Genomic DNA, 19,523 nt, shown 5'->3' on the forward strand with positions numbered 1-19,523 from the left:
CCTGCCATCGATGTGAGCCCCATGCCGTTCAGCGCCCCCACTCATCTCAGCAACCCGCTCCGTCGCTTCGCCCGCCGCCTGGTGCCCGATGCCGCGCCGGAAGTGGCAGCGCCGTTGCCGATGCCGGAAAGCCTGGCCGGCGAACCGTGGTTCTCGGTCGGTCGGGCGGTCGAAGCCCTCGGCGGCGAGCGGGTCGACGGCTGGATCCTGGAAGAATGGCGCGGCCTGGCCCTGCGCGCGCGTTTCAGCGCTTGCTGGCGCGATCCGCGCGGCAACCTCTGGAATGTCCTGCCGCAGGCGGGCGCCATCGCTTTCCTGGCCGACCCGCAGCGGCGCTACGAAGGCGTGCCGCTGGCCGACCAGTACCAGGCGCTCAGCCGCGATGTCCTGCTGGAAGACTACCTCGGCCTGCGGCGCCAACTGGCCCGCGCCGGCCTGGACGACGAGGCCCGCGAGCGCCTGGCCGGGATGGCCGCGCGCCTGGAAAGCTGGCTGGCCCTGGGCGGCCGTGGCGACCAGGCTTGTCCGTGCGGCAGCGGCAAGCGCTACCGCAACTGCTGCTCCCGCCTGGTGGCCCCGGCCTCCTGAGCGACGTTGCGCGGTGCGACGCGCCACTGCTCGCCGGGTTTCGGCGTGCCGAAGGTCGCCGGGTCCACGCCTTGGCTGCGCAGCGCCGCCTGGAGCGCCTTGGGCGGGTCGTCCTGCTGTTCGTCGGTGAGATTGAAGGTACCGAAGTGGATGGCCATGCTGGTCTGCGCCTGCAGCGTGCGATGGGCCTGCACCGCGTCGTCGGGATTCATGTGGTGGTCGCGCATGAACCAGCGCGGCTCGTAGGCGCCGATCGGCAGGGCGGCGAAACGCATCGCCCCGAAGCGCTGGTGGATCAGCCCGAACTCCGGGCCGAGCCCGGTATCGCCGGGAAACAGCAGCGGGCCGTCCGGCGAGTCGATGACGAAGCCGAGCCAGAGCGTGCGGTTGGTGTCGCTGCGGGTGCGCGACGACCAGTGCTGCACCGGTACGCCATGCAGCGTCAGGCCAGCGCCCAGCGGCACGGCCTGCCACCAGTCGATCTCCACGACGTCGGCGAAACCTGTCTGGCGGATCAGCCCGGCGTTGCCCAGGCCGCTGACCACCTTGGCCGTCGGCCAGCGCCGGTGGAGCTGGCGCAGGGTTTCCAGGTCGAGGTGGTCGTAGTGGTTGTGGCTCACCAGCACCAGGTCGATCGGTGGCAACTGGTCGAGCGTCAACCCGGGCGGATGGTGGCGCTTCGGGCCGATGAAGGCGAGCGGGCTGACCCGTTGCGACCAGACCGGGTCGGTGAGGATGTTCAGGCCGCGGTGTTGGATCAGCAGGGTGGCGTGGTTGATGTAGGTGACCCGCAGTTCTTCGCCGCGGGCGCGCTCGTTCACCCTTGGCGGCGTTGCCGTCGGCGGCAGGGCGAACCACGGGCGTTGCGGCGGGCGGTTCCACTGCCACTTGAGCAGGTCGCGCAGGCTCTTGTGCGCGGTCGGCTGGATATTGCGGAAACGTTCGCCGTCGAAATGGTCCGAAGGCGGACCCTGATAGGCGCTGCCAGCGCAGCCGGCCAGGGTCAGCAGGCTGATCAGCCAGGTGGGACGCAGGGAGGGCATGAGGGGATGCTCTTGCGGTCAGGCTCTCGGACAACCTAGCATGCCGCCCGGTACCCCGATCAAGCCAACTCGTTTCCAGTCATGTCCCGTCCCCCGCGTCCTTCCCCGCGTCATCCCGTCCGCCCTGCGCCACGCCGGGTGGCCAAGGCGCCGCCGAGCGAGCCGAAGCTGCTGCTGTTCAACAAGCCGTTCGACGTACTGACCCAGTTCAACGACGAGCAAGGGCGCTCGACCCTCAAGGACTTCATCCCGGTGCCGGGCGTGTATCCGGACGGGCGCCTGGACCGCGACAGCGAGGGCCTGTTGCTGCTGACCAACGACGGTCGCCTGCAGGCGCGCATCGCCGACCCCCGGCACAAGCTGCCGAAGACCTACTGGGTGCAGGTCGAAGGCACGCCGGACGAGGAGCAATTGCGGCGCCTGCGCGAGGGCGTGACGCTCAACGACGGCCCGACGCTGCCCGCCGAGGCGCGTCTGCTGGATGAGCCGACGTTGTGGGAGCGGGTGCCGCCGGTGCGTTTTCGCAAGTCGGTGCCGACCCACTGGCTGGAACTGGTGATTCGCGAGGGGCGCAATCGCCAGGTACGGCGGATGACGGCGGCGGTGGGCTTGCCGACGCTGCGGCTGGTGCGGGTGCGGATCGGCCCCTGGAGCCTGGACGGCCTGGGCCTCGGGGAATGGCGGGAAGTGCCGGCGCGGCTGGACTGACGAGAGGGGCGTCGTCCAGCGGGCGCGGAACGATCAGTAGTACGACTTGATCACGGCGATGCCGCGACCCATCACTTCGCGCCAGGCGTCGCGGGTCTCGGCGTCGCAGTCGCGGTCGTGCTCGGCGACCGCCATCAGCAGGGCGTCCAGCCACAGGTCGTAGAGTTCCGGGCGGATATCCAGCGCGGCGCGCGAATGGCTGGCGCCGAGGGCGCGCAGCTTGCTGTCGGACATGCCGCGGGCGTACATCACCAGGTTCATGATTCCGGCACGCAGCAGGTGTTTCTGCGCAGTCATGTCGGTGGTGGCGAACTTGGCGCGAATCTGCGGGGAACTGGCAAGGAAATGCCGGTAGAAATCATCGAAGAATCCGGTGCTGGCACAGCAGCGTCCATAACTCTGCATGACGCGGTCGGCGGCGTTCATGGCGACTCCCTTGTTCTAGGCAATGGCAAGGCGAGCCGGCCCCGTTGGCCGGGGCCGGCGGATGATTACGAGTGGTTGGATGACGCGCGTGGCGCCGGGGTTACATGCCCGCGCCTTCGAGGCTGCCGATGACCAGGCCCTTGATGATGAAGCCCAGTACGCCCAGGCCGAGGGCGAAGAACAGGATCAGGGTTCCGAACTTGCCGGCTTTCGACTTCTTCGCCAGGTCCCACACGATGAAAGCCATGAACAGGATAAGCACGGTCACCAGACCGGTCATCATCCACTCTTCGAACAGTTCGGGATCCATTGGCAACCTCCGGATTTTCAAGCAAACGAAGTCCGGCTCGCGGTCGGACGGAGCGTGCCATGGGGGGCGGGCAAGGCGTTTATCGTTCTACGAGCAGGCTGCTCTTTATATGCGGGGGCCACGCGGGCATGACAACTGAAACAGGCTGCCGATTATACGGCATGCCGCCTGTTCCGTGTCATGTCCCAGGTCTCGCTACGATCAATCGCGCAGGTGCTCCAGCGGCAGTTCGGTACTCGCCAGCACCTGGTTGAGGACGAAGCTGGAGCGCACGCTGGAGACCCCCTCGATGCGCGTCAGGGTACCCAGCAGGAGTTTCTGGTAATGGTCCATGTCCGGCACCACGACCTTCAACTGGTAGTCCGCGTCCATCCCGGTGACCAGGCTGCACTCCAGCACTTCCGGGCATTTGCCGATGACTTCCTGAAAATGTTCGAAGCGTTCCGGGGTGTGTCGGTCCATGCCTATGAGGACGAAGGCGGTGAGGCTCAGGCCGAGTTTCTTGCGGTCCAGCAAGGCTACCTGGCGGACGATGTAGCCGTCGTCCTCGAGCTGCTTGACCCGTCGCGAACAGGGCGATGGCGACAGGCCTATCCGTTCTGCCAGTTCCTGGTTGGAGATGCGTGCGTCGCGCTGGAGTTCTTCGAGGATACGCAGGTCGTAGCGGTCGAGTTTGTTCATGGCGAGGATTTCTTTCAGGTTGATTGCCATCGGCAAGGTGAATTTGAGTGATTTATTGCGCAATCAAGGTTCTGGTGAGCAATATTAGCAATCATTGGTCGCGCCTGGCGACGTATTCTTTTACCCAGATTCACGGCCCGGACATCTCGTCCATCACGGCTCGCCCAATCAGGCCAGCCGTGGCCGCCGACCCTACAGGGTTGCGCCGGCCTCCGGGTTGCACACCGCCCAGAAGGTGGAGTGAGGTGAGCCGTCGCCAACAGCGCCGAGCCAGGACAGTTACCCCAGAAGGGAGGTCGACGGGCCTCCCTTTTTCTTTGTCCGCGATCCGGCCCGTGCCGCGCTTTTACCCATTCTTTACCCGGCGTTTACCCACCCTTGGCGGAAAACGGCGGAAAGTCGTTCCCGGGATCATTCGAACGTGGCCGGGCGACCAGGCCCGGGGCGAGGCAGACGATGAACGGTGGATGGTGGCGAATGCTCGGGGTGGGCGCTCTCTCGCTGAGCCTGTGCGTCCAGGCGCAGGCCGACGACGGCCGAGGGGGACGCGGTGGAGCCGGCGGCGAGCGCGGTGTTGCCCACGGACAACCGGGACCTGGCCGCGGCGAAGCGCATGGCGGCAGTTGGGGACCGCATCCCGACTGGCGTCCGGGCCGGGTGGTGGAGGCCTTGCCGCGCGGACACCTGCGGGTGCCCTATCGCGGCGGCGAGTATTTCTTCGACGACGGCTACTGGTACCGACCCGACGGCCCGCGCTATGTGCTGATCGTGCCGCCCCGCGGGGTGCGCGTCCGCAGCCTGCCACCCTATGCGGAGCAGGTCTGGCTGGGCAGCGTGCTGTACTTCCTTGCCGCCGGCACTTACTACCTGTGGCATGCCGACACCCGCGAGTACGAAGTGGTCAGCCCGCCGCCGCGGGCAGCGGGACCCGTTTATCCGGTCAGCGGGCCGGCCACCGGCTACGACGTGGTGGCCTACCCCGCGCGCGGCCAGGGGCCCGACCAGCAGAGCCGCGACCGCTACGAGTGCCACCGCTGGGCGGTGGGCGAGAGCGGCTTCGACCCGGCGGGGGCGACCTACGCGCCGGCCGCCGAGGTCGCCAACGGCTACCGCCGGGCCATGGCCGCCTGCCTGAGCGGGCGCGGCTACAGCGTCAACTGACGGTTTCCTTGCCGACCACTTCCTGCGGGTCGGCATGGATCAGCACCTCGGCCTTCGGGTATTCGCGCTTGATCGCCAGCACTGCGCGGTCGGTCAGGGCGTGGGCCACCGACAGGCTCAGCTCGCCGGGCAGCTCGAGGTGCAACTGGACGAACCAGTGGTTGCCGGAGATCCGCGTGCGCACGTCGTGCGCGCCGAGCACTCCCGGCACGCTGCAGGCAAGTTCGCGCATGCGCTCGCTGATGTCGGTGGGCAGTTCCCGGTCCATCAGGATCGACACCGACTCGCGAGCGATCTGCAGGGCGCTCCAGAGGATGTACAGGGCGATGCCCAGGCCGAACAGGCCGTCGCTCTGTGGCCAGCCGTAGCGGGCCAGGAGCAGTGCCACGAGGATGCTGGCGTTGAGCAGCAGGTCCGAGCGGTAGTGCAGCGAGTCGGCGCGTATCGCGGTGGAACCGGTGCGGCGGATGACGTGGGTCTGGAAGGCCAGGAGAAGGGCCGTGAGCAGCAGCGACAGCAGCATCACCGCGATGCCCCAGGTGGCCGCGCCGAGGGGCTGCGGGTCGCGCAATTGCTCGACCGCCTGGATAGCCACCAGCACCGCGCTGGCACCGATGAACATGGCCTGGGCCAGGCCGGCCAGGGCCTCGGCCTTGCCGTGGCCGTAGCGGTGGTCGTCGTCGGCCGGGCGTAGCGAATAGTGCACCGCCAGCAGGTTGAGCAGCGAGGCGGCACTGTCCAGCAGGGAGTCGGTGAGGCCGGCGAGCAGGCTCACCGAACCGCTCAGCCACCAGGCAATGGCCTTGCCGATGACCAGGGTGACGGCGACACCGAGCGAGGCCAGGGTGGCCAGGCGCAGCAGGCGGGCGTGGGGGGAATCGGGACTCATGGGGCGCTTCTGTCAGGAGGGACGGCGCCACTGTAAACCAACCGGGCGGCGACCGGGCACTGACGCACGGTCGCGCTCGGAGGGCGGATCAGGCGGCCGGCTTCAGGCCATAGGCCGCCAGTTGCTCGACGCTGCCGCTGTGGCGGATGAGGCGCGGGTCGTCGAGCGGCAGTTCACGGCCGATCTCGCGTTCGAGGATGGCCTTGAGCTTGCGGTTGTCGACCTTGCCGTCCGCGCCGACGGCATCCTTGAGCACTTCCGGGGCGACCGAGTACTTGGCGTCGGGCAGGTAGATGGCGCCGGTGGCGAAGTCGACGCCGAAGGCGATCAGGCCGGGGATGATATAGAACAGCAGGCCGATGGCGTCGAAGGCGACGATGGCCGGATCGATGCGACCGTCGATCTGGCCGCGTCGCTCGGGGTAGAACAGCGTACCGCAGGCCGACAACTGGCTCAGCAGGGCTGCACTGAGAACGGCACAGGAAACGCGGGTGGCAAGGCGCATGTATGACCTCCGGGTGAACATGACGGCGAACTATAGCAATCGACCAGCGTTCGGCAATCTTCTGCCGCGACGATGACGATAAGACCGTCGAAAGCGCCTGCCGGTTCGCCGGTATACTTCGTCGGTCAGTCCGGAGCCAGCATGATTTCCCTACCCATCGACGCCGTTGTTCCCGCCCTGCGCCAGGCCCTTGGCGCACAACACCAGGCCGTCCTGGAAGCCCCGCCGGGTGCCGGCAAGACCACCCGGGTGCCGCTGGCCCTGCTCGACGAGCCCTGGCTCGCCGGCCAACGCATCCTCATGCTCGAACCGCGACGCCTGGCGGCGCGGGCTGCGGCCGAGCGGCTGGCCGCCGAGCTGGGCGAAAAGGTCGGCGAGACCGTCGGCTACCGGATCCGCCTGGAGAGCAGGGTCGGCCCGAAGACCCGCATCGAAGTGGTCACCGAGGGTATCCTTGCCCGTCGCCTGCAAGACGACCCGGCGCTGGACGGTGTCGGCCTGGTGATCTTCGACGAATTCCACGAGCGCAGCCTGGATGCCGACCTGGCCCTGGCGCTGACTCTCAATGGCCGCGAACTGTTGCGCGACGAGCCGCCGCTGAAAGTGCTGGTGATGTCGGCGACCCTGGAGGGCGAGCGTCTTGCGGCGCTGCTCGGCGAAGCGCCGGTGGTGCGCAGCGAGGGCCGCATGTTCCCGGTGGATATCCGCTGGGGACGGGCGGCGCAACCCGGCGAGTTCATCGAGCCGCGGGTGCAGCAGGCGGTGCTCCAGGCGCTGGCGGAGGAAAGCGGCAGCGTGCTGGTCTTTCTTCCCGGCCAGGCCGAGATCCGCCGCGTTCACGAAGGCTTGCGGGAGGCCCTTGGCGGTCGCCCCGAGGTGCTGCTCTGCCCGCTGCATGGCGAGCTCGACCTCGCCGCCCAGCGCGCCGCCATCGAGCCGGCGTCGCGGGGCACGCGCAAGGTGGTGCTGGCGACCAACATCGCCGAGACCAGCCTGACCATCGACGGCGTACGGGTGGTGATCGACGCCGGCCTGGCGCGGGTGCCGCGCTTCGATCCGGGTAGCGGCATGACCCGCCTGGAGACCCAGCGCATCTCCCGCGCCTCCGCTACCCAGCGTGCCGGCCGCGCAGGGCGCCTGGAGCCGGGCGTATGCTACCGCTTGTGGTCGGAGAGCCAGCATGAGCAGTTGCCTGCCTACGGCACGGCGGAAATCCTCCAGGCCGATCTGGCCGGGCTGGCCCTGCAACTGGCGCGCTGGGGCGTGGCGCCGGAGGAGCTGGCCTGGCTCGACGCGCCGCCCGCGGCGGCCTACGCCCAGGCCCGCGAGCTGCTCGGGCGGCTGGGGGCGCTGTACGCCAGCGGCGCGTTGAGTGCCCATGGCCAGGCGATGGCCGAATTGCCGACCCATCCGCGCATTGCCCACCTGCTGCTGCGCGGCCAGGCCCTCGGCCTTGGCGAACTGGCTTGCGACGTAGCGGCGCTGCTCGGCGAACGTGACATACAGCGTGGCGGCGGCGCCGACCTGCACAGCCGTCTCGCCCTGCTCGCCGGCGAGGCCCGCACTGGCGCCTCGCGCGGCGCGGTACAGCGCGCCCGGCAACTGGCCCGGCAGTTCCGCGGTTACCTGCGCGGCGCCGCCAGCGAGGCGGTCGTCGATCCCGGTCATCCGCGCTGGCTGGGTTGCCTGCTGGCCTTCGCCTATCCCGACCGCATCGCTCGCCAGCGCCGCGCCGGTGGCGGCGACTACCGGCTGGCCAATGGACGCGCTGCGCAGTTCGGCGAACCGGACAGCCTGATGAAGCAGCCCTGGCTGGTGATCGCCGATCTGGGCAGCCGCCAGGGCCAGCGCGAAGAGCGGATCTACCTGGCCGCCGAACTCGATCCGAGGTTGTTCGATACGGTCCTGGCGGAGCAGGTCAGCCAGCGCGACGAGCTGCAGTGGGACGAGCGCGAAGGCGTGCTGCGCGCCGAGCGCCAGCGCCGGGTCGGCGAACTGGTGCTGTCCAGCGAGGCGCTACCCGGCCTCGACGAAGCGGCGCGCAGCCAGGCGCTGCTCGGCCTGGTCCGGCGCAAGGGCCTGGAGCTGTTGCCCTGGACCCCGGAACTGCGCCAGTGGCAGGCGCGCATCGGCTTGCTGCGCCGGCTGGACCTGGAAGACAAGGGCGAGAGCGAGTGGCCGGACGTCAGCGACGCCGCGTTGCTGGAACGGTTGGAGGAATGGTTGCCGGCCTATCTCGGCAAGGTCACCCGCCTGGCTCACTTCGCCAACCTCGACCTGGCTTCGATCCTCGCCGGGCTGTTGCCCTGGCCATTACCGCAGCGTCTCGACGAGTGGGCGCCGAAAACCCTGGAAGTCCCCTCCGGCTCGCGCATCCGCCTGGACTACAGCGAAACCCCGCCGATCCTCGCGGCGCGCCTGCAGGAACTGTTCGGCCTCGGCGACACTCCGCGCATCGCCCAGGGCCGCCTGGCAGTGAAGCTGCACCTGCTGTCACCCGCGCATCGCCCGGTGCAGGTGACCCAGGACCTGGCGAACTTCTGGCGCAGCACCTATGCGGAAGTCAGGAAGGACCTGAAGGGACGCTATCCGAAGCATTATTGGCCGGACGACCCGCTGGTGGCCGAGGCCACTGCCCGGGCCAAGCCACGCAAGTAGTCGACGGCGCTCAGAGCACCCGGGTCAGGTCGTCGTCGAGGAAGTGCCGGAAACTCAGGCGCTGGCCGTCGGCGAAGTCGAAGTGGCTGTCCAGGGTCGGGCCGTTGAGGACGAACTCCAAGGCCAGCAGGCGCACACCGGCCAGGCCGCGCTGCCGGCCGAGGTCGTGCAGGCGGTACTCGCCCGGGCCTTCGTCGTTCTCGCAGGGCCGCGGCGCTTCGCCGCTGCGCCAGAACACCGTCTCGCCCTCGAAGTAGAGGCGATACCAGCGTTGCTCGAACTGCAGGTAGACCACGTTCACCGGATCGGCCGGACGGCCTTCCCACCACCATTCCTGGATCAGCAGCGACTGGCAGACCTGTCCGCGCAGGGCGGGCTGTTCGCCGTTGATCGTGCAGCAGGGGATGGCGGTATGCATCGGGCTCCTCCTCCGGGGTCGGTTCACAGCAGGGACAGGTCGGCGCCGTCGCTCCGCAACTGGTCGTAGGCCTGGTCCAGGCGGTCGCGCAGCGCTTCGGCGCCGGGAATGTGGCGCGAGACGATCATCCGCAGCGGCAGGCGGTACAGTTCCTGGCTTGCCAACGCCTGGCGGCTGGCCGCTTCCACCGGCGCCTGGTAGTCGAGCAGGTAGTCGCCGCGCCCGAGTTCGAGCATGCGCAAGGCGGCGTGGTGGGTGCCGGTGCGGTACAGGCGCAGGTGCAGGTTGGGGTCCTGGATGAAGTCGGTGACCGGTTTCCAGTAGCTGTAGCCGCTGATCAGGATCAGCCGGCGTCCGGCCAGGTCCTGGGGAACCCGCGGTGCCGGCTGGTGCGCCGGGTAGTACAGGTTCAGGCTGACGTGGCCGAGCACGCGCCGCGCCTGGAGGGTGTCGGCGGCCAGCTCCGGCTTGGCCGCGCCGGCCCACAGCGCCACGCTGCCATCCTGCAGCCCCAGGTACAGGCGCGCGCTGGGCAGGGCGCGGAACGCCGGACGATAGCCGGCCCGCTCCAGCAGCAGGCGGACCAGGCGGGCGCCGGAACCGGCGGCGTGGCCATCCCGGGCGGTATAGATGTAGGGGGGGAATTCGTAGTAGCCGACGTTCAACGACGGCCTTGCGTCCTGCGCATGGAGCTGCGGGGCGGCCAGCAGGGCGAACGCCAGCAGCGCGAGCAGGGGCGTTGTGGTGCGTAGGGGCATGGTGTGCGGCCTTGCCGTTTTTTGTTGTTATGAATGGGGGCGAAGCATGCGGCGCGCCGGGCCGCTTGTCCAGCCCGGCGCGCGCCCGGTCAATGGGGCAGCAGGAAGCGCGCGGCGAGCGGCAGGTGGTTGGAGATCTGCAGCGTATCGCTGCGCCGGACCCGGGCATCGAGACGGGTCAGCGAGGGGCTGTGGAACAGGTAGTCGAGGGTCCGATCCGGCCCCTGGACCCGTGGGTCGTTGGGGAAGTGCGTGTACCAGCGAACCTGGTCGACGCCACTGGCCTCTTCCAGCGACGGCACCATCGGGAAGCGCCCGCTCAGGACGGCCAGTTCGCTGTCTTCCCGGTAGGGCGCGCGCAGCGGCGCCAGCAGGTAGGGATACTGGCCGGGCGGCAGCAGGTTGAGGTCGCCGCCGAGCAGCCAGGGCGTGCGCCTGGCCTGCAGTTCGTCGAGCAGCGTACGGGTGGTCTCGACCTGGCGCTCGAGGGTGTCGTCGTTCGCCTGCGGGCGGTCGAAGCGGGCGTTGAGCACGGCCAGCTCGCCGCCGCCGTCGATCGGCAGGTGGCTGACCAGGATCGCCGGGCGCGGCCCGAACAGGCGGTCGAACAGCCAGCCATCGCGTGGCGGCAACTGGCGCCGCTCGGCGCTATCGATGCGATAGCGGCTCAGGGTGGCCTGCTTGCGGCCGACGCTGCCGAAGATGTGCGGCGTCGGCACGAAGGCCGACTTCCACTCGTAGGCCTGGGCGCTGCAATGGTAGAGATCGTTGATGCGCTCCTGGATCAGCGCCAGTTGGTCCTGATCGTCGGTGGCGCTGGAGCCGTCGTCGATCTCCTGGAGCAGGACCAGGTCCGGCTGCTCGTCGCGGATCACCCGGACCACCTCGTCGAGGGTGAACGCCAGGTCTTCGGCGGTGGGGCGCTGGTCCGGGCCGGTGGCATCCGGCAGGTCGTCCCAGAAGACGTAGCGCTTGCCGGCCAGGTACTGGATGTTCCAGGTCATCACCTTCAGGGCCTGCCCCGGCTTCAGCGCCGGCGCGGCGCCCTGGCAATGCAGGGGCGCGGCTTCGCGATCGGCGGGTTGCCAGCTCAGCAGGTAGCTGGCGAGCAGGGCACCGCCGACCAGCAGGAGCAGGCCGACGAACAGCAGGTTGCGTAGACGGGGCAGTGACATCGCAATCGAGACTATGCTGGAAAGGACCAGAGCATAGAGCTTGCCGCCGCGCATTTCATCCTTGCAGGTCGAATTGACGCAAGGGTTCGCGTTTTTTCGAGCGGGAGGGTACCGCATGCCGCGCAAGGTATTCAGCAGCCAGGCCTACCGCCACAAGGTGGTGCTGGTCAGCGGCGGCTGTTCCGGCATCGGTCGCGCGCTGGCGCTGCGTTTCGCCCGGGCCGGTGCGCGACTGGCGATCCTCGACCTCGACCAGGCGGCGCTGGACAGTTTGGTCCAGCACCTGCGCGACCATCTCGGCGGCGAGGCGCTCGGCCTGCGCTGCGACGTCGCCGACGCCGATGCGGTGGAGCGTGCCGTGGCGCTGGCGGTGGAGCGCTTCGGCGGCATCGACGTGCTGGTCAACAACGCCGGCATCACCCACCGCGGTACCTTCGCCGAAACCGGCCTGGGGGTTTTCCGCAAGGTCATGGCGGTGAACTTCTTCGGCGCCGTGCATTGCACCCGCGCGGCGCTGCCGAGCCTGCTCGAACGGCGCGGACAGATCGTCGTGCTCGGTTCGCTGACCGGTTTCGCCCCGTTGCTCTACCGCAGCGCCTACAACGCCAGCAAGCATGCCTTGCACGGTCTGTTCGACACCCTGCGGATGGAGCTGGAAGGCACCGGCGTCAGCGTGACCCTGGCCTGCCCGGGATTCACCGCCACCGACCTGCGCAAGAACGCGCTGGTCGGCGATGGCTCGGTGACTCGCCAGCCGGTGCAAGTGCTGGGCAGCCAGGTGGCATCGCCGGTGGAGGTCGCCGAGGCGATCTTCCAGGGCGCCGCGCGGCGCCGGCGCCTGCTGGTGCTGTCCAACGTCAACTGGCGGGCGCGGCTGCTGGCGCGCTTCTTTCCGCGTCTCTTCGAAAAGCTGCTGGTGCCGCGCCTGTCGGGACTCAAGCCGCAACCCTGACGGTGCTCAGTGGGCGTGGTCGTGGGCGTCGAAGCCCTGGCTCATGTCCCAGTAGGAGGCCTCGACCTTGTGCCCGTCGAGGTCGCGGATGAAACACCCGTAGTAGGGCTCGCCGTACAGCGGACGCGGGCCCGGCGCGCCCTCGTCGCGTGCGCCGGCGGCCAGGGCCGCGGCGTGGAAGGCGTCGACCTGGGCCTTGCTGTCGGCGAAGAAGCCGACGTGGCTGCCGTTGCCGACGCTGGCGGGACGGCCGTCGATCGGCGCCTGCACCCAGAACTCCGGATAGAGCTTGCCGTAGGCTACGGCGCCGGGGTATTCGAGGATCACCTTGCAGCCGAGGGCGGCCATCACCGCGTCGTAGAAGGCTCGGGCACGGGGAAAGTCGTTGGTGCCGATGGACAGGTGGGAAATGCAGCTGGGGTTGGCCGATTCGTCGCTCATGGTCCGTTCCTCGAGGCAGGGCTCGTCAAGCATAGGCCAGCGCGGCGAATCGGCGCGCGGCGCCGTTCACATCCCGTTGCGTGGCGCCGGACCGAGGCTGTAGATGCGGAAGGCGACGATGGTCAACAGCAGCTGGAAGAACCCGCTGAGCGTATGCAGGGCGACCCGCAGCACGACGGCGTCGCCGGCCGAATCGGCGAGCCAGGCTTCCAGGCTCCAGACCGGCAGCAGGATCACCAGCGAACAGGCGAGGATCAGGAAGAATCGCCCACGGGTGAACTCGAAGCTTTCCCGCAGCGCCTGCAGCGGACTACGGCCGCGCAGCACCAGGCAGAATTCGGCGAAGGACAGCTTCACCATGACGAAGATGCCCGGCAGGATCAGCAGCGACAGGCCGAGCACGATCAGCAGCGAAGTCAGCGCCGCGAGTAGCGCGAAGGCTGGCCACAGGCGCAGCGCGGCGCTCCACAGCTGGCCGACGCGAGGCCGCTCGTCGCGCCCGCGCGCGTCCATGAACAGGATCAGGGCTGCGGTGTAGAGCGGGTAGAAGAGCAGTCCGGCGACCAGGCTCCAGGCGCCCATCTGCTGGGGGCCGACGGCTTCGTCGATCTGCTGCTGGAGCAGGCTTTCGAGGAATATCCAGGGCAGGCAGAGCGGCACCAGGGTGGTCAGGTGGCGGGTGAAGAAGAACCAGGCGTCACGCAGCGGCAGCAGAGGATTCATCGCGGGTCGGCAGATCGGATACGAGCCCGCGACTCTAACCCAGCCGGCCGCCGAGGCCAACGCCTGGCGGCCGCCGTTGCCGTTCAGGCCGCTTCGCGAGCCTGGGCCTGCTCCAGTTCGCGGACCAGCGGCAACACGTGCTTGCCGAAATACTCCACTTCTTCGTGGAAGTGCAGGAAGGCCGACAGCACCAGGTCGACCCCGGCCGCCTTCAGCGCGACGATGCGCTCGGCGATCTGCCGTGGCGTGCCGATCAGGTTGGTCTTGAAGCCGTCGTTGTATTGCACCAGGTCTTCGAAGGTGGATTTGGCCCAGTTGCCATCGCCCTCCGGCGAGGCCTTGCCGGCCTGTTTCACCGCGTCGCCGAAGGCGTTCACCGCCTCGTAGTCGGCCTTGGCGATGATCTCGTCGAGCACCGCCCGCGCTTCCTCCTCGGTGTCGCGGGCAATGATGAAGGCGTTCACTCCGACCTTGACCGAATGGCCGTTGGCCGCCGCCTTGGCGCGGATGTCCTCGACCTGGGCGCGGATGCCGTCGATGCTGTTGCCGTTGGTGAAGTACCAGTCGGACACGCGCGAGGCCATGTCCCGCGCCGCCCGCGAGCTGCCGCCCTGGAAGATTTCCGGGTGCGGCTGCTGGATCGGCTTGGGTTTCAGGGTGTAGTCGTGGAAACGATAGAAATCGCCCTTGAAGGTGAAGTTTTCCTCGGTCCAGATGCCTTTCAGCACGCGGATGAACTCCTCGGAGCGCCGATAGCGTTCGTCGTGCTCCAGCCAGGGTTCGCCGATGCCGGTGAACTCTCCCTTGAACCAGCCGCTGACGATGTTCACCGCGACCCGGCCATTGGTCAGTTGGTCGATCGTCGCCAGTTGCTTGGCCACCACCGCCGGATGCCAGGGGCCAGGCAGGATCGCCGCGATCACCTTGAGCTTCTCGGTGGCCGCCAGCAGGGCGTGGCTGATGGCCACCGACTCGTGCTGGTACTCGGCGCCGTAGCCGGCGGTGAAGCGGATCTGCGAGAGGGCGTAGTCGAAGCCGTTGCGTTCCGCCAACTGGGCCAGCTTGCGGTTGTAGTCGATGTCCCAGCTGGTGCGTTGCTCGATCTTGCTCACCACCAGGCCGCCGCTGACGTTGGGGACCCAGTAGGCGAAGCGGATCGGCTGTTGCTCTTGGCTCATCGGGGGTATCTCCGGGTAGGGGCGTGGTCCGGTGTCTATGAAGGAACCGTGCCATCCCGGATTCATGTTTTCGAATCAATGGCTTATGGGGGATATGGCGGAACCGGCCTGTCTTCTGCCGGACAGCCCTGTTGTCCCGCTGTTGCCCGGCAGACAGTCAGGCCGGCAAGCGCTGCAACAGTTCGGCGGCGCGCAGAACCACGGCGTACTCGCCGTGCAGGTTGGCCAACGCCATCGCATGCACCTCGTCGGCGCTGCGCGGGGTGCCGTGGAAATCGGGCTTGGCGAAGGTGAAGCAGGCGTCGGCCACTACCCAGGTCTGGAAGCCGAGGTTGCCGGCGCTGCGTGCGCTGGCTTCCACCGAGTTCTCCGTGGCTACCCCGACGAGCGCCACCTGGCGGATGTCGCGGACATGGAGCCAGCGTTGCAGGCCGCTGTTGATGAAGGCGTCGGGAACGTTCTTCTCGAACACCGCCTCGTCGTCGCGCGGCGCCAGCGCTGGCTGGAACTCCACGCCAGGCTGGCCGGGCGCGAAGGGCGAGCCGGGCTGCCGGGATACGTGCCGGACGTGCACCACCGGCCAGCCGGCGACGCGCCAGGCGGCAAGCAGTTCGACGATGCGCGCCTCGGCGCCGGGATTGTTGCGCGGCGGCAGGTCGTGGCGCTGCATGCCGCGTTGCAGGTCGACGATCAGCAGGGCGACCTGGGACCGTGCGGAGCGCTGGGCATCGTCATTCATCGGGAATTCACCGGAGGAACTTGAGATCGTGCAGGGTGCTCCAATATTTCCCTTTGGTGCAATCCATCCTTCCTTCTCGAAATGCAGTCGAGGCGTGCGATGAAATCCGATGAGAAAACCCTGATCGACGGCCTGTTCAGCCGCCTGCGCGAGGCCGAGGGGCAGTCCGCTCCGCGTGACGCCGAGGCCGAGGCGCAGATCAACCAGCACCTGGTGCGGCAGCCGGCGGCGCCGTACTACATGGCGCAGGTGGTGCTGATCCAGGAAGCCGCGCTGAAGCGCCTCGACCAACGGGTGAAGGAACTCGAGGCGCAGGTCGCCCAGTTGCAGCAGAGCCGTCCGAGCAGCGGCGGTTTCCTCTCCGGCCTGTTCGGCGGCGGCGCGCGCGACGAGCCGGCGCCGAGCCAATCGGGGCGCCCGGCGGGCTGGGGCGAGACGCGTTTCTCCAATCCGGCGGCGGCGACCGGCGACATGCGTCCGGGTATGGCGCCCGCCGCGGCGGCCGCGCCTTCGCGGGCCAGCGGCTTTCTCGGCGGCGCGCTGCAGACGGCCGCCGGGGTCGCTGGCGGGATGCTGGTGGCCGACCTGCTCACCGGCATGTTCCGCCACAGCCAGCCGCAGGAAATCGTCGAGGTGATCCAGGACGTCCCGGTGGATAACCTCGACGCCAGCCAGTTTGCCGATCCCGAGCCGGCAACCGAGCGCTTCGCCGATAGCGACTATCCCGCCGACGGCGGTTTCGCCGATGGCGATTTCAGCGATAGCGACTTCAACGACGACTCCAGCTTCCTCGGCGACGACGATTTGTTCACCTGACCGTTAGGGTTGCGGGCCGTGGGCTGCGATAATGGTGGCCCACTGCCGTCGTTCCGGAGTTCCCCTTGAGTCGTCCCGAGTCGCCCGCGGCGAAGAAGATCGCTGTCTTCGCCGATGTGCAGAACCTCTACTACACCGTGCGCCAGGCCTACGGCTGCCATCTCAACTACGCCGCCCTGTGGGCAGACATCGCTCGCGGCGGGAGCATCGTCGAGGCCTATGCCTACGCCATCGACCGCGGCGACCCGCGTCAGCAACAGTTCCAGCAGATTCTGCGCAACCTCGGTTTCACGGTGAAGCTGAAGCCCTACATCCAGCGTGCCGACGGCTCGGCCAAGGGTGACTGGGATGTCGGCATCACCATCGACGTACTGGATGCCGCGCCGCGGGTGGATGAAGTGGTGCTGCTCTCCGGTGACGGCGACTTCGATCTGCTGCTGGAGAAGGTCATCCGCGCCCACGGCGTCGTGGCTACGGCCTACGGGGTGCCTGGCCTGACCGCCAACGCGCTGATCCGCGCGGCGTCGCGCTACGTGCCGATCGAGGGCGGACTGCTGCTCAAGGGCTGACCGGCCGCGCTCCAGAGGACGATGGGAGACGGCGAATCCGCTAGAATGCCGTCCGTTTCCTTTTTTCCGAGTCGCTCATGACGTTCGCTTCCCTCGGTCTGCTCGACCCCCTGCTCAAGGCCCTCGAAGGGCTCGGCCACGGCACGCCTACGCCGATCCAGGCCCAAGCCATACCCCCGGCGCTCAAGGGCCGCGACCTGCTCGCCGCAGCACAGACCGGCACCGGCAAGACCGCCGGTTTCGCCCTGCCGTTGCTGCAGCGGCTGACCCTGGAGGGGCCGCAGGTCGCTGCGAACTCGGTGCGTGCACTGGTCCTGGTTCCGACCCGCGAACTGGCCGAGCAGGTCCACGCCAGCGTCCGCGACTACGGCCAGCACCTGCCGCTGCGTACCGCGGTGGCCTACGGTGGGGTCAGCATCAACCCGCAGATGATGAAGCTGCGCAAGGGAGTGGATATCCTCGTCGCCACTCCCGGGCGGCTGCTCGACCTGTATCGGCAGAACGCGGTGAAGTTCGCCCAGCTCCAGGCGTTGGTGCTGGACGAAGCCGATCGCATGCTCGACCTCGGTTTCGCCCGCGAGCTGGACGAACTGTTCGCCGCGCTGCCGCGCAAGCGCCAGACCCTGCTGTTTTCCGCGACCTTCTCCGACGCCATCCGCACGCTGGCCCGCGAACTGCTGCGCGACCCGCTGTCCATCGAGGTCAGTCCGCGCAATACCGCGGCGAAGAGCATCAGGCAATGGCTGGTGCCGGTGGACAAGAAGCGCAAGGCCGAGCTGTTCTGCCACCTGTTGCAGGCCAATCGCTGGCGCCAGGCGCTGGTCTTCGCCAAGACCCGCAAGAGCGTCGAGGAACTGGTCGGACTGTTGCAGAGCCAGGGTATCGCCGCCGACTCGATCCATGGCGACAAGCCGCAGCCGGCGCGGCTGCGCGCCTTGCAGCGGTTCAAGGCCGGCGAGGTAGACCTGCTGGTAGCCACCGACGTGGCCGCGCGTGGCCTGGATATCGAGGAAATGCCGCTGGTGGTCAACTTCGACCTGCCGATCGTCGCCGAGGACTACGTGCATCGCATCGGCCGTACCGGCCGTGCCGGTGCCTCCGGCCAGGCGGTGTCGCTGGTCTGCGCCGACGAAGTGGAGCTGCTGGCGGCGATTGAGACACTGATCGGGCAGACCCTGCAGCGCCGCGAGGAGCCCGACTTCGAGCCGGAGCACCGGGTGCCGCAGACCGCGCCGGGCGGCGTGGTGCTGAAGAAACCGAAGAAGCCGAAGAAACCCAAGGCCGCGGAGAGCGCCGGCAAGCCCGGCAAGATCCACTTGGGCAGTTGGTTCGACAGCAGCGCGCCGACGGTCAAGGCGGTGCGCAAGGCGCCGGGCTTCGGCGCGGGCGCGGCGGGCAAGCCGAAGAAGCGGCCGTCCGGCAAATAGCGAGGCGCTGGCGTACTGGCCTCTAGCGCCTGCCGCGCAACCAGGCCAGCGCGCCGAGTCCGGCTACGCGCCCGCTGGCGAAGCAGGCGGTCAACAGGTAGCCGCCGGTGGGCGCCTCCCAGTCGAGCATTTCCCCGGCGCAGAACACGCCGGGCAAGCCAGCGAGCATCAGGTTGCGGTCGAGCGCCTCGAAGCGCACGCCGCCGGCGCTGCTGATCGCTTCGTCCAGCGGACGCGGGCGCAGCAGCGTCAGCGGCAGGCGCTTGATCGCCGCCGCCAGGCGGGCCGGCTCGGCATAGGTGGCGGCGGGGGTGAGTTCACGCAGGAGGCCGGCCCGAACCCCATCGATGCCCAACTGGCTGCGCAGGTGATTGGCCATCGACCTGGAACCGCGCGGGCGAGCCAGGGCTGCCTCGATCTGCTCGCGACGCCTGTTCGGCAACAAGTCCAGCCATACTTCGGCCGATCCCTGTGCCTCGATCCGTTCGCGGATGGCGGCGGAGAGGGCATAGACCAGGCTGCCCTCGATACCGTCGCGGGTCACGACGAATTCGCCCTGGCGCGGCGTTTCGCCCGCCAGTCCCATGGCCACCGGTTTGACCGGAGCGCCGGAGAACTTGTCGCGAAACAGCTCGCTCCAGCCGCCGATCTCGAAACCGCAATTGCTTGGCCGCAGGGGCTCGACCTCGATGCCACGGGCGCGCAGCAGGGGCACCCAGGCGCCGTCGGAGCCCAGGCGCTGCCAACTGCCGCCACCGAGCGCCAGGATCACGGCGTCGGCCCGTATCGACAGGCGCTCGGCGGCGCTCTGGATGTCCAGCGTACCGTCCGCGTTCCAGCCCAGCCAACGGCAGCGGGTGTGGATGAGCACGCCTTGCTCGCGCAGGCGCTTGAGCCAGGCACGGAGCAACGGGGCGGCCTTCATGTCGGAGGGGAACACCCGGCCGGAACTGCCGACGAAGGTGTCGATACCCAGGCCGTGGATCCAGGCGCGCAACGCATCCGCGTCGAATTCGCCGAGCAGTGCGGCGATTTCCTTCTGGCGCCTGCCATAGCGGCCGAGGAATTGTTCCCTGGCCTCGGCATGGGTGATGTTCATGCCGCCGACGCCCGCGAGGAGGAATTTCCGGCCGACCGAGGGCATGGCGTCGAACACTTCCGTGCGTACGCCCGCCTGGCTCAGGACCTCCGCGGCCATCAGGCCTGCGGGACCGCCGCCGACGATGGCGACCTGGGGGGAAGGGGAGGATGCTTGACTGGGCATGTGGACGACGAGCGAGACCTGGGGAAACCGGCGTGCAGTGTAACCGAGGCGAAGACCGCCTCCGAGCCTTGTCGATGCCACCTGGTCCGCTCGC

At 68.5% G+C, this 19,523-nt stretch carries 22 protein-coding genes; 8 read left to right on the plus strand and 14 right to left on the minus strand.

The annotated features are described in order from the left end of the window. The first annotated feature begins 21 nt into the window (after positions 1–21). Positions 22–588 (plus strand): SEC-C metal-binding domain-containing protein, encoded by a 567-nt coding sequence (locus tag ACYAF3_RS16400; protein WP_003161869.1) that lies wholly within the window; start codon positions 22–24, stop codon positions 586–588. Here ACYAF3_RS16400 and ACYAF3_RS16405 read toward each other — a convergent pair. Beyond that, positions 546–1,631, minus strand: a complete 1,086-nt coding sequence (locus ACYAF3_RS16405; RefSeq protein ID WP_003161870.1) for an MBL fold metallo-hydrolase — start codon at positions 1,629–1,631, stop codon at positions 546–548. The genes ACYAF3_RS16400 and ACYAF3_RS16405 overlap by 43 nt on opposite strands. A gap of 138 nt (positions 1,632–1,769) precedes the next feature. Between ACYAF3_RS16405 and ACYAF3_RS16410 the strand changes: the two genes are divergently transcribed. Then, the gene (locus ACYAF3_RS16410) at positions 1,770–2,339 is read left to right on the plus strand and encodes a pseudouridine synthase (RefSeq protein WP_474727914.1); all 570 of its coding nucleotides are present in this window, start codon (positions 1,770–1,772) and stop codon (positions 2,337–2,339) included. Positions 2,340–2,372: 33 nt separating this feature from the next. Here the strand turns inward: ACYAF3_RS16410 and ACYAF3_RS16415 are convergent, their stop codons facing one another. From ACYAF3_RS16415 to ACYAF3_RS16425, 3 genes are all read right to left on the minus strand, one after another. Next, positions 2,373–2,765: a globin gene (locus ACYAF3_RS16415; protein ID WP_003161871.1), complete on the minus strand. Its 393-nt coding sequence runs from the start codon at positions 2,763–2,765 to the stop codon at positions 2,373–2,375. A 100-nt stretch (positions 2,766–2,865) separates the two neighbouring features. After that, the gene (locus ACYAF3_RS16420; RefSeq protein WP_003093125.1) at positions 2,866–3,075 is read right to left on the minus strand and encodes a DUF2788 domain-containing protein; all 210 of its coding nucleotides are present in this window, start codon (positions 3,073–3,075) and stop codon (positions 2,866–2,868) included. A gap of 201 nt (positions 3,076–3,276) precedes the next feature. Further along, positions 3,277–3,756, minus strand: coding sequence for an Lrp/AsnC family transcriptional regulator (locus ACYAF3_RS16425; RefSeq protein ID WP_003106063.1), 480 nt, complete (start codon positions 3,754–3,756; stop codon positions 3,277–3,279). A gap of 477 nt (positions 3,757–4,233) precedes the next feature. On the opposite strand from ACYAF3_RS16425, the gene ACYAF3_RS16430 reads away from it, so the two are divergent. Continuing rightward, on the plus strand, positions 4,234–4,917 hold the full coding sequence (locus tag ACYAF3_RS16430; RefSeq protein WP_003161872.1) for a DUF6515 family protein: 684 nt from the start codon (positions 4,234–4,236) through the stop codon (positions 4,915–4,917). On the opposite strand, the gene fieF is transcribed toward ACYAF3_RS16430, so the two are convergent. Together fieF and ACYAF3_RS16440 are read right to left on the minus strand one after the other, a co-directional pair. Continuing rightward, a complete protein-coding gene (gene fieF, locus ACYAF3_RS16435) occupies positions 4,910–5,806 on the minus strand; it encodes a CDF family cation-efflux transporter FieF (protein WP_003093118.1) in 897 nt (298 codons plus the stop codon). The two genes, ACYAF3_RS16430 and fieF, sit on opposite strands and share 8 nt — an antisense overlap. Before the next feature lie 88 nt (positions 5,807–5,894). Then, positions 5,895–6,311, minus strand: a complete 417-nt coding sequence (locus tag ACYAF3_RS16440) for a hypothetical protein (RefSeq protein ID WP_003093116.1) — start codon at positions 6,309–6,311, stop codon at positions 5,895–5,897. Between the two features lie 141 nt (positions 6,312–6,452). Here ACYAF3_RS16440 and hrpB point away from each other — a divergent pair, with 141 nt between their 5' ends. Continuing rightward, positions 6,453–8,969 (plus strand): ATP-dependent helicase HrpB, encoded by a 2,517-nt coding sequence (gene hrpB, locus ACYAF3_RS16445; RefSeq protein WP_043543038.1) that lies wholly within the window; start codon positions 6,453–6,455, stop codon positions 8,967–8,969. A 10-nt stretch (positions 8,970–8,979) separates the two neighbouring features. Here hrpB and ACYAF3_RS16450 read toward each other — a convergent pair whose 3' ends face one another. The 3 genes from ACYAF3_RS16450 to ACYAF3_RS16460 all read right to left on the minus strand — a co-directional run bounded on the left by ACYAF3_RS16450 (position 8,980) and on the right by ACYAF3_RS16460 (position 11,374). Then, on the minus strand, positions 8,980–9,387 hold the full coding sequence (locus ACYAF3_RS16450) for a hypothetical protein (protein ID WP_003118266.1): 408 nt from the start codon (positions 9,385–9,387) through the stop codon (positions 8,980–8,982). Positions 9,388–9,410: 23 nt separating this feature from the next. Further along, the gene (locus ACYAF3_RS16455; RefSeq protein ID WP_003106825.1) at positions 9,411–10,145 is read right to left on the minus strand and encodes a substrate-binding periplasmic protein; all 735 of its coding nucleotides are present in this window, start codon (positions 10,143–10,145) and stop codon (positions 9,411–9,413) included. Positions 10,146–10,234: 89 nt separating this feature from the next. Next, on the minus strand, positions 10,235–11,374 hold the full coding sequence (locus tag ACYAF3_RS16460) for an endonuclease/exonuclease/phosphatase family protein (protein WP_033983909.1): 1,140 nt from the start codon (positions 11,372–11,374) through the stop codon (positions 10,235–10,237). Between the two features lie 61 nt (positions 11,375–11,435). Here ACYAF3_RS16460 and ACYAF3_RS16465 point away from each other — a divergent pair, with 61 nt between their 5' ends. Then, complete coding sequence (locus tag ACYAF3_RS16465) at positions 11,436–12,272, plus strand: SDR family oxidoreductase (RefSeq protein ID WP_003106828.1); 837 nt, start codon at positions 11,436–11,438, stop codon at positions 12,270–12,272. Between the two features lie 6 nt (positions 12,273–12,278). Here the strand turns inward: ACYAF3_RS16465 and ACYAF3_RS16470 are convergent, their stop codons facing one another. The 4 genes from ACYAF3_RS16470 to ACYAF3_RS16485 form a co-directional block, all read right to left on the minus strand. Then, positions 12,279–12,713, minus strand: coding sequence for a VOC family protein (locus ACYAF3_RS16470; protein WP_003106829.1), 435 nt, complete (start codon positions 12,711–12,713; stop codon positions 12,279–12,281). A 66-nt stretch (positions 12,714–12,779) separates the two neighbouring features. Then, the gene (locus ACYAF3_RS16475; RefSeq protein ID WP_003106831.1) at positions 12,780–13,436 is read right to left on the minus strand and encodes a DUF7847 domain-containing protein; all 657 of its coding nucleotides are present in this window, start codon (positions 13,434–13,436) and stop codon (positions 12,780–12,782) included. An 83-nt stretch (positions 13,437–13,519) separates the two neighbouring features. Next, positions 13,520–14,614: a dimethylsulfone monooxygenase SfnG gene (gene sfnG, locus ACYAF3_RS16480; protein WP_003093107.1), complete on the minus strand. Its 1,095-nt coding sequence runs from the start codon at positions 14,612–14,614 to the stop codon at positions 13,520–13,522. A 157-nt stretch (positions 14,615–14,771) separates the two neighbouring features. Then, positions 14,772–15,353, minus strand: a complete 582-nt coding sequence (locus ACYAF3_RS16485; RefSeq protein ID WP_049308061.1) for a cysteine hydrolase family protein — start codon at positions 15,351–15,353, stop codon at positions 14,772–14,774. 99 nt (positions 15,354–15,452) lie between these two features. On the opposite strand from ACYAF3_RS16485, the gene ACYAF3_RS16490 reads away from it, so the two are divergent. The 3 genes from ACYAF3_RS16490 (at position 15,453) to ACYAF3_RS16500 (ending at position 18,165) form a co-directional block, all read left to right on the plus strand. Next, complete coding sequence (locus ACYAF3_RS16490; RefSeq protein ID WP_024947601.1) at positions 15,453–16,169, plus strand: DUF2076 domain-containing protein; 717 nt, start codon at positions 15,453–15,455, stop codon at positions 16,167–16,169. A 65-nt stretch (positions 16,170–16,234) separates the two neighbouring features. Next, positions 16,235–16,738 (plus strand): LabA-like NYN domain-containing protein, encoded by a 504-nt coding sequence (locus ACYAF3_RS16495; RefSeq protein WP_003093104.1) that lies wholly within the window; start codon positions 16,235–16,237, stop codon positions 16,736–16,738. Between the two features lie 77 nt (positions 16,739–16,815). Beyond that, positions 16,816–18,165 carry an RNA helicase RhlE1 gene (locus ACYAF3_RS16500; RefSeq protein WP_043096887.1) on the plus strand — a complete coding sequence of 450 codons (1,350 nt, stop codon included), beginning with the start codon at positions 16,816–16,818 and terminating at the stop codon, positions 18,163–18,165. Positions 18,166–18,187: 22 nt separating this feature from the next. On the opposite strand, the gene ACYAF3_RS16505 is transcribed toward ACYAF3_RS16500, so the two are convergent. After that, positions 18,188–19,363, minus strand: a complete 1,176-nt coding sequence (locus tag ACYAF3_RS16505) for a TIGR03862 family flavoprotein (RefSeq protein WP_043096888.1) — start codon at positions 19,361–19,363, stop codon at positions 18,188–18,190. Positions 19,364–19,523 lie beyond the last annotated feature (160 nt).

This window comes from Pseudomonas sp. TZ252 (assembly GCF_056110345.1).

What these genes read in the sequence shown, in the direction of transcription:
- ACYAF3_RS16400 (WP_003161869.1), top strand. Translation starts at nt 22, where the DNA reads ATGCCGTTCAGCGCCCCCACTCATCTCAGCAACCCGCTCCGTCGCTTC.
- ACYAF3_RS16405 (WP_003161870.1), bottom strand. Translation starts at nt 1,631, where the DNA reads ATGCCCTCCCTGCGTCCCACCTGGCTGATCAGCCTGCTGACCCTGGCC.
- ACYAF3_RS16415 (WP_003161871.1), bottom strand. Translation starts at nt 2,765, where the DNA reads ATGAACGCCGCCGACCGCGTCATGCAGAGTTATGGACGCTGCTGTGCC.
- ACYAF3_RS16420 (WP_003093125.1), bottom strand. Translation starts at nt 3,075, where the DNA reads ATGGATCCCGAACTGTTCGAAGAGTGGATGATGACCGGTCTGGTGACC.
- ACYAF3_RS16425 (WP_003106063.1), bottom strand. Translation starts at nt 3,756, where the DNA reads ATGAACAAACTCGACCGCTACGACCTGCGTATCCTCGAAGAACTCCAG.
- ACYAF3_RS16430 (WP_003161872.1), top strand. Translation starts at nt 4,234, where the DNA reads ATGCTCGGGGTGGGCGCTCTCTCGCTGAGCCTGTGCGTCCAGGCGCAG.
- fieF (WP_003093118.1), bottom strand. Translation starts at nt 5,806, where the DNA reads ATGAGTCCCGATTCCCCCCACGCCCGCCTGCTGCGCCTGGCCACCCTG.
- ACYAF3_RS16440 (WP_003093116.1), bottom strand. Translation starts at nt 6,311, where the DNA reads ATGCGCCTTGCCACCCGCGTTTCCTGTGCCGTTCTCAGTGCAGCCCTG.
- hrpB (WP_043543038.1), top strand. Translation starts at nt 6,453, where the DNA reads ATGATTTCCCTACCCATCGACGCCGTTGTTCCCGCCCTGCGCCAGGCC.
- ACYAF3_RS16450 (WP_003118266.1), bottom strand. Translation starts at nt 9,387, where the DNA reads ATGCATACCGCCATCCCCTGCTGCACGATCAACGGCGAACAGCCCGCC.
- ACYAF3_RS16455 (WP_003106825.1), bottom strand. Translation starts at nt 10,145, where the DNA reads ATGCCCCTACGCACCACAACGCCCCTGCTCGCGCTGCTGGCGTTCGCC.
- ACYAF3_RS16460 (WP_033983909.1), bottom strand. Translation starts at nt 11,374, where the DNA reads ATGCGCGGCGGCAAGCTCTATGCTCTGGTCCTTTCCAGCATAGTCTCG.
- ACYAF3_RS16465 (WP_003106828.1), top strand. Translation starts at nt 11,436, where the DNA reads ATGCCGCGCAAGGTATTCAGCAGCCAGGCCTACCGCCACAAGGTGGTG.
- ACYAF3_RS16470 (WP_003106829.1), bottom strand. Translation starts at nt 12,713, where the DNA reads ATGAGCGACGAATCGGCCAACCCCAGCTGCATTTCCCACCTGTCCATC.
- ACYAF3_RS16475 (WP_003106831.1), bottom strand. Translation starts at nt 13,436, where the DNA reads ATGAATCCTCTGCTGCCGCTGCGTGACGCCTGGTTCTTCTTCACCCGC.
- sfnG (WP_003093107.1), bottom strand. Translation starts at nt 14,614, where the DNA reads ATGAGCCAAGAGCAACAGCCGATCCGCTTCGCCTACTGGGTCCCCAAC.
- ACYAF3_RS16485 (WP_049308061.1), bottom strand. Translation starts at nt 15,353, where the DNA reads ATGAATGACGATGCCCAGCGCTCCGCACGGTCCCAGGTCGCCCTGCTG.
- ACYAF3_RS16490 (WP_024947601.1), top strand. Translation starts at nt 15,453, where the DNA reads ATGAAATCCGATGAGAAAACCCTGATCGACGGCCTGTTCAGCCGCCTG.
- ACYAF3_RS16500 (WP_043096887.1), top strand. Translation starts at nt 16,816, where the DNA reads ATGACGTTCGCTTCCCTCGGTCTGCTCGACCCCCTGCTCAAGGCCCTC.
- ACYAF3_RS16505 (WP_043096888.1), bottom strand. Translation starts at nt 19,363, where the DNA reads ATGGCCGCGGAGGTCCTGAGCCAGGCGGGCGTACGCACGGAAGTGTTC.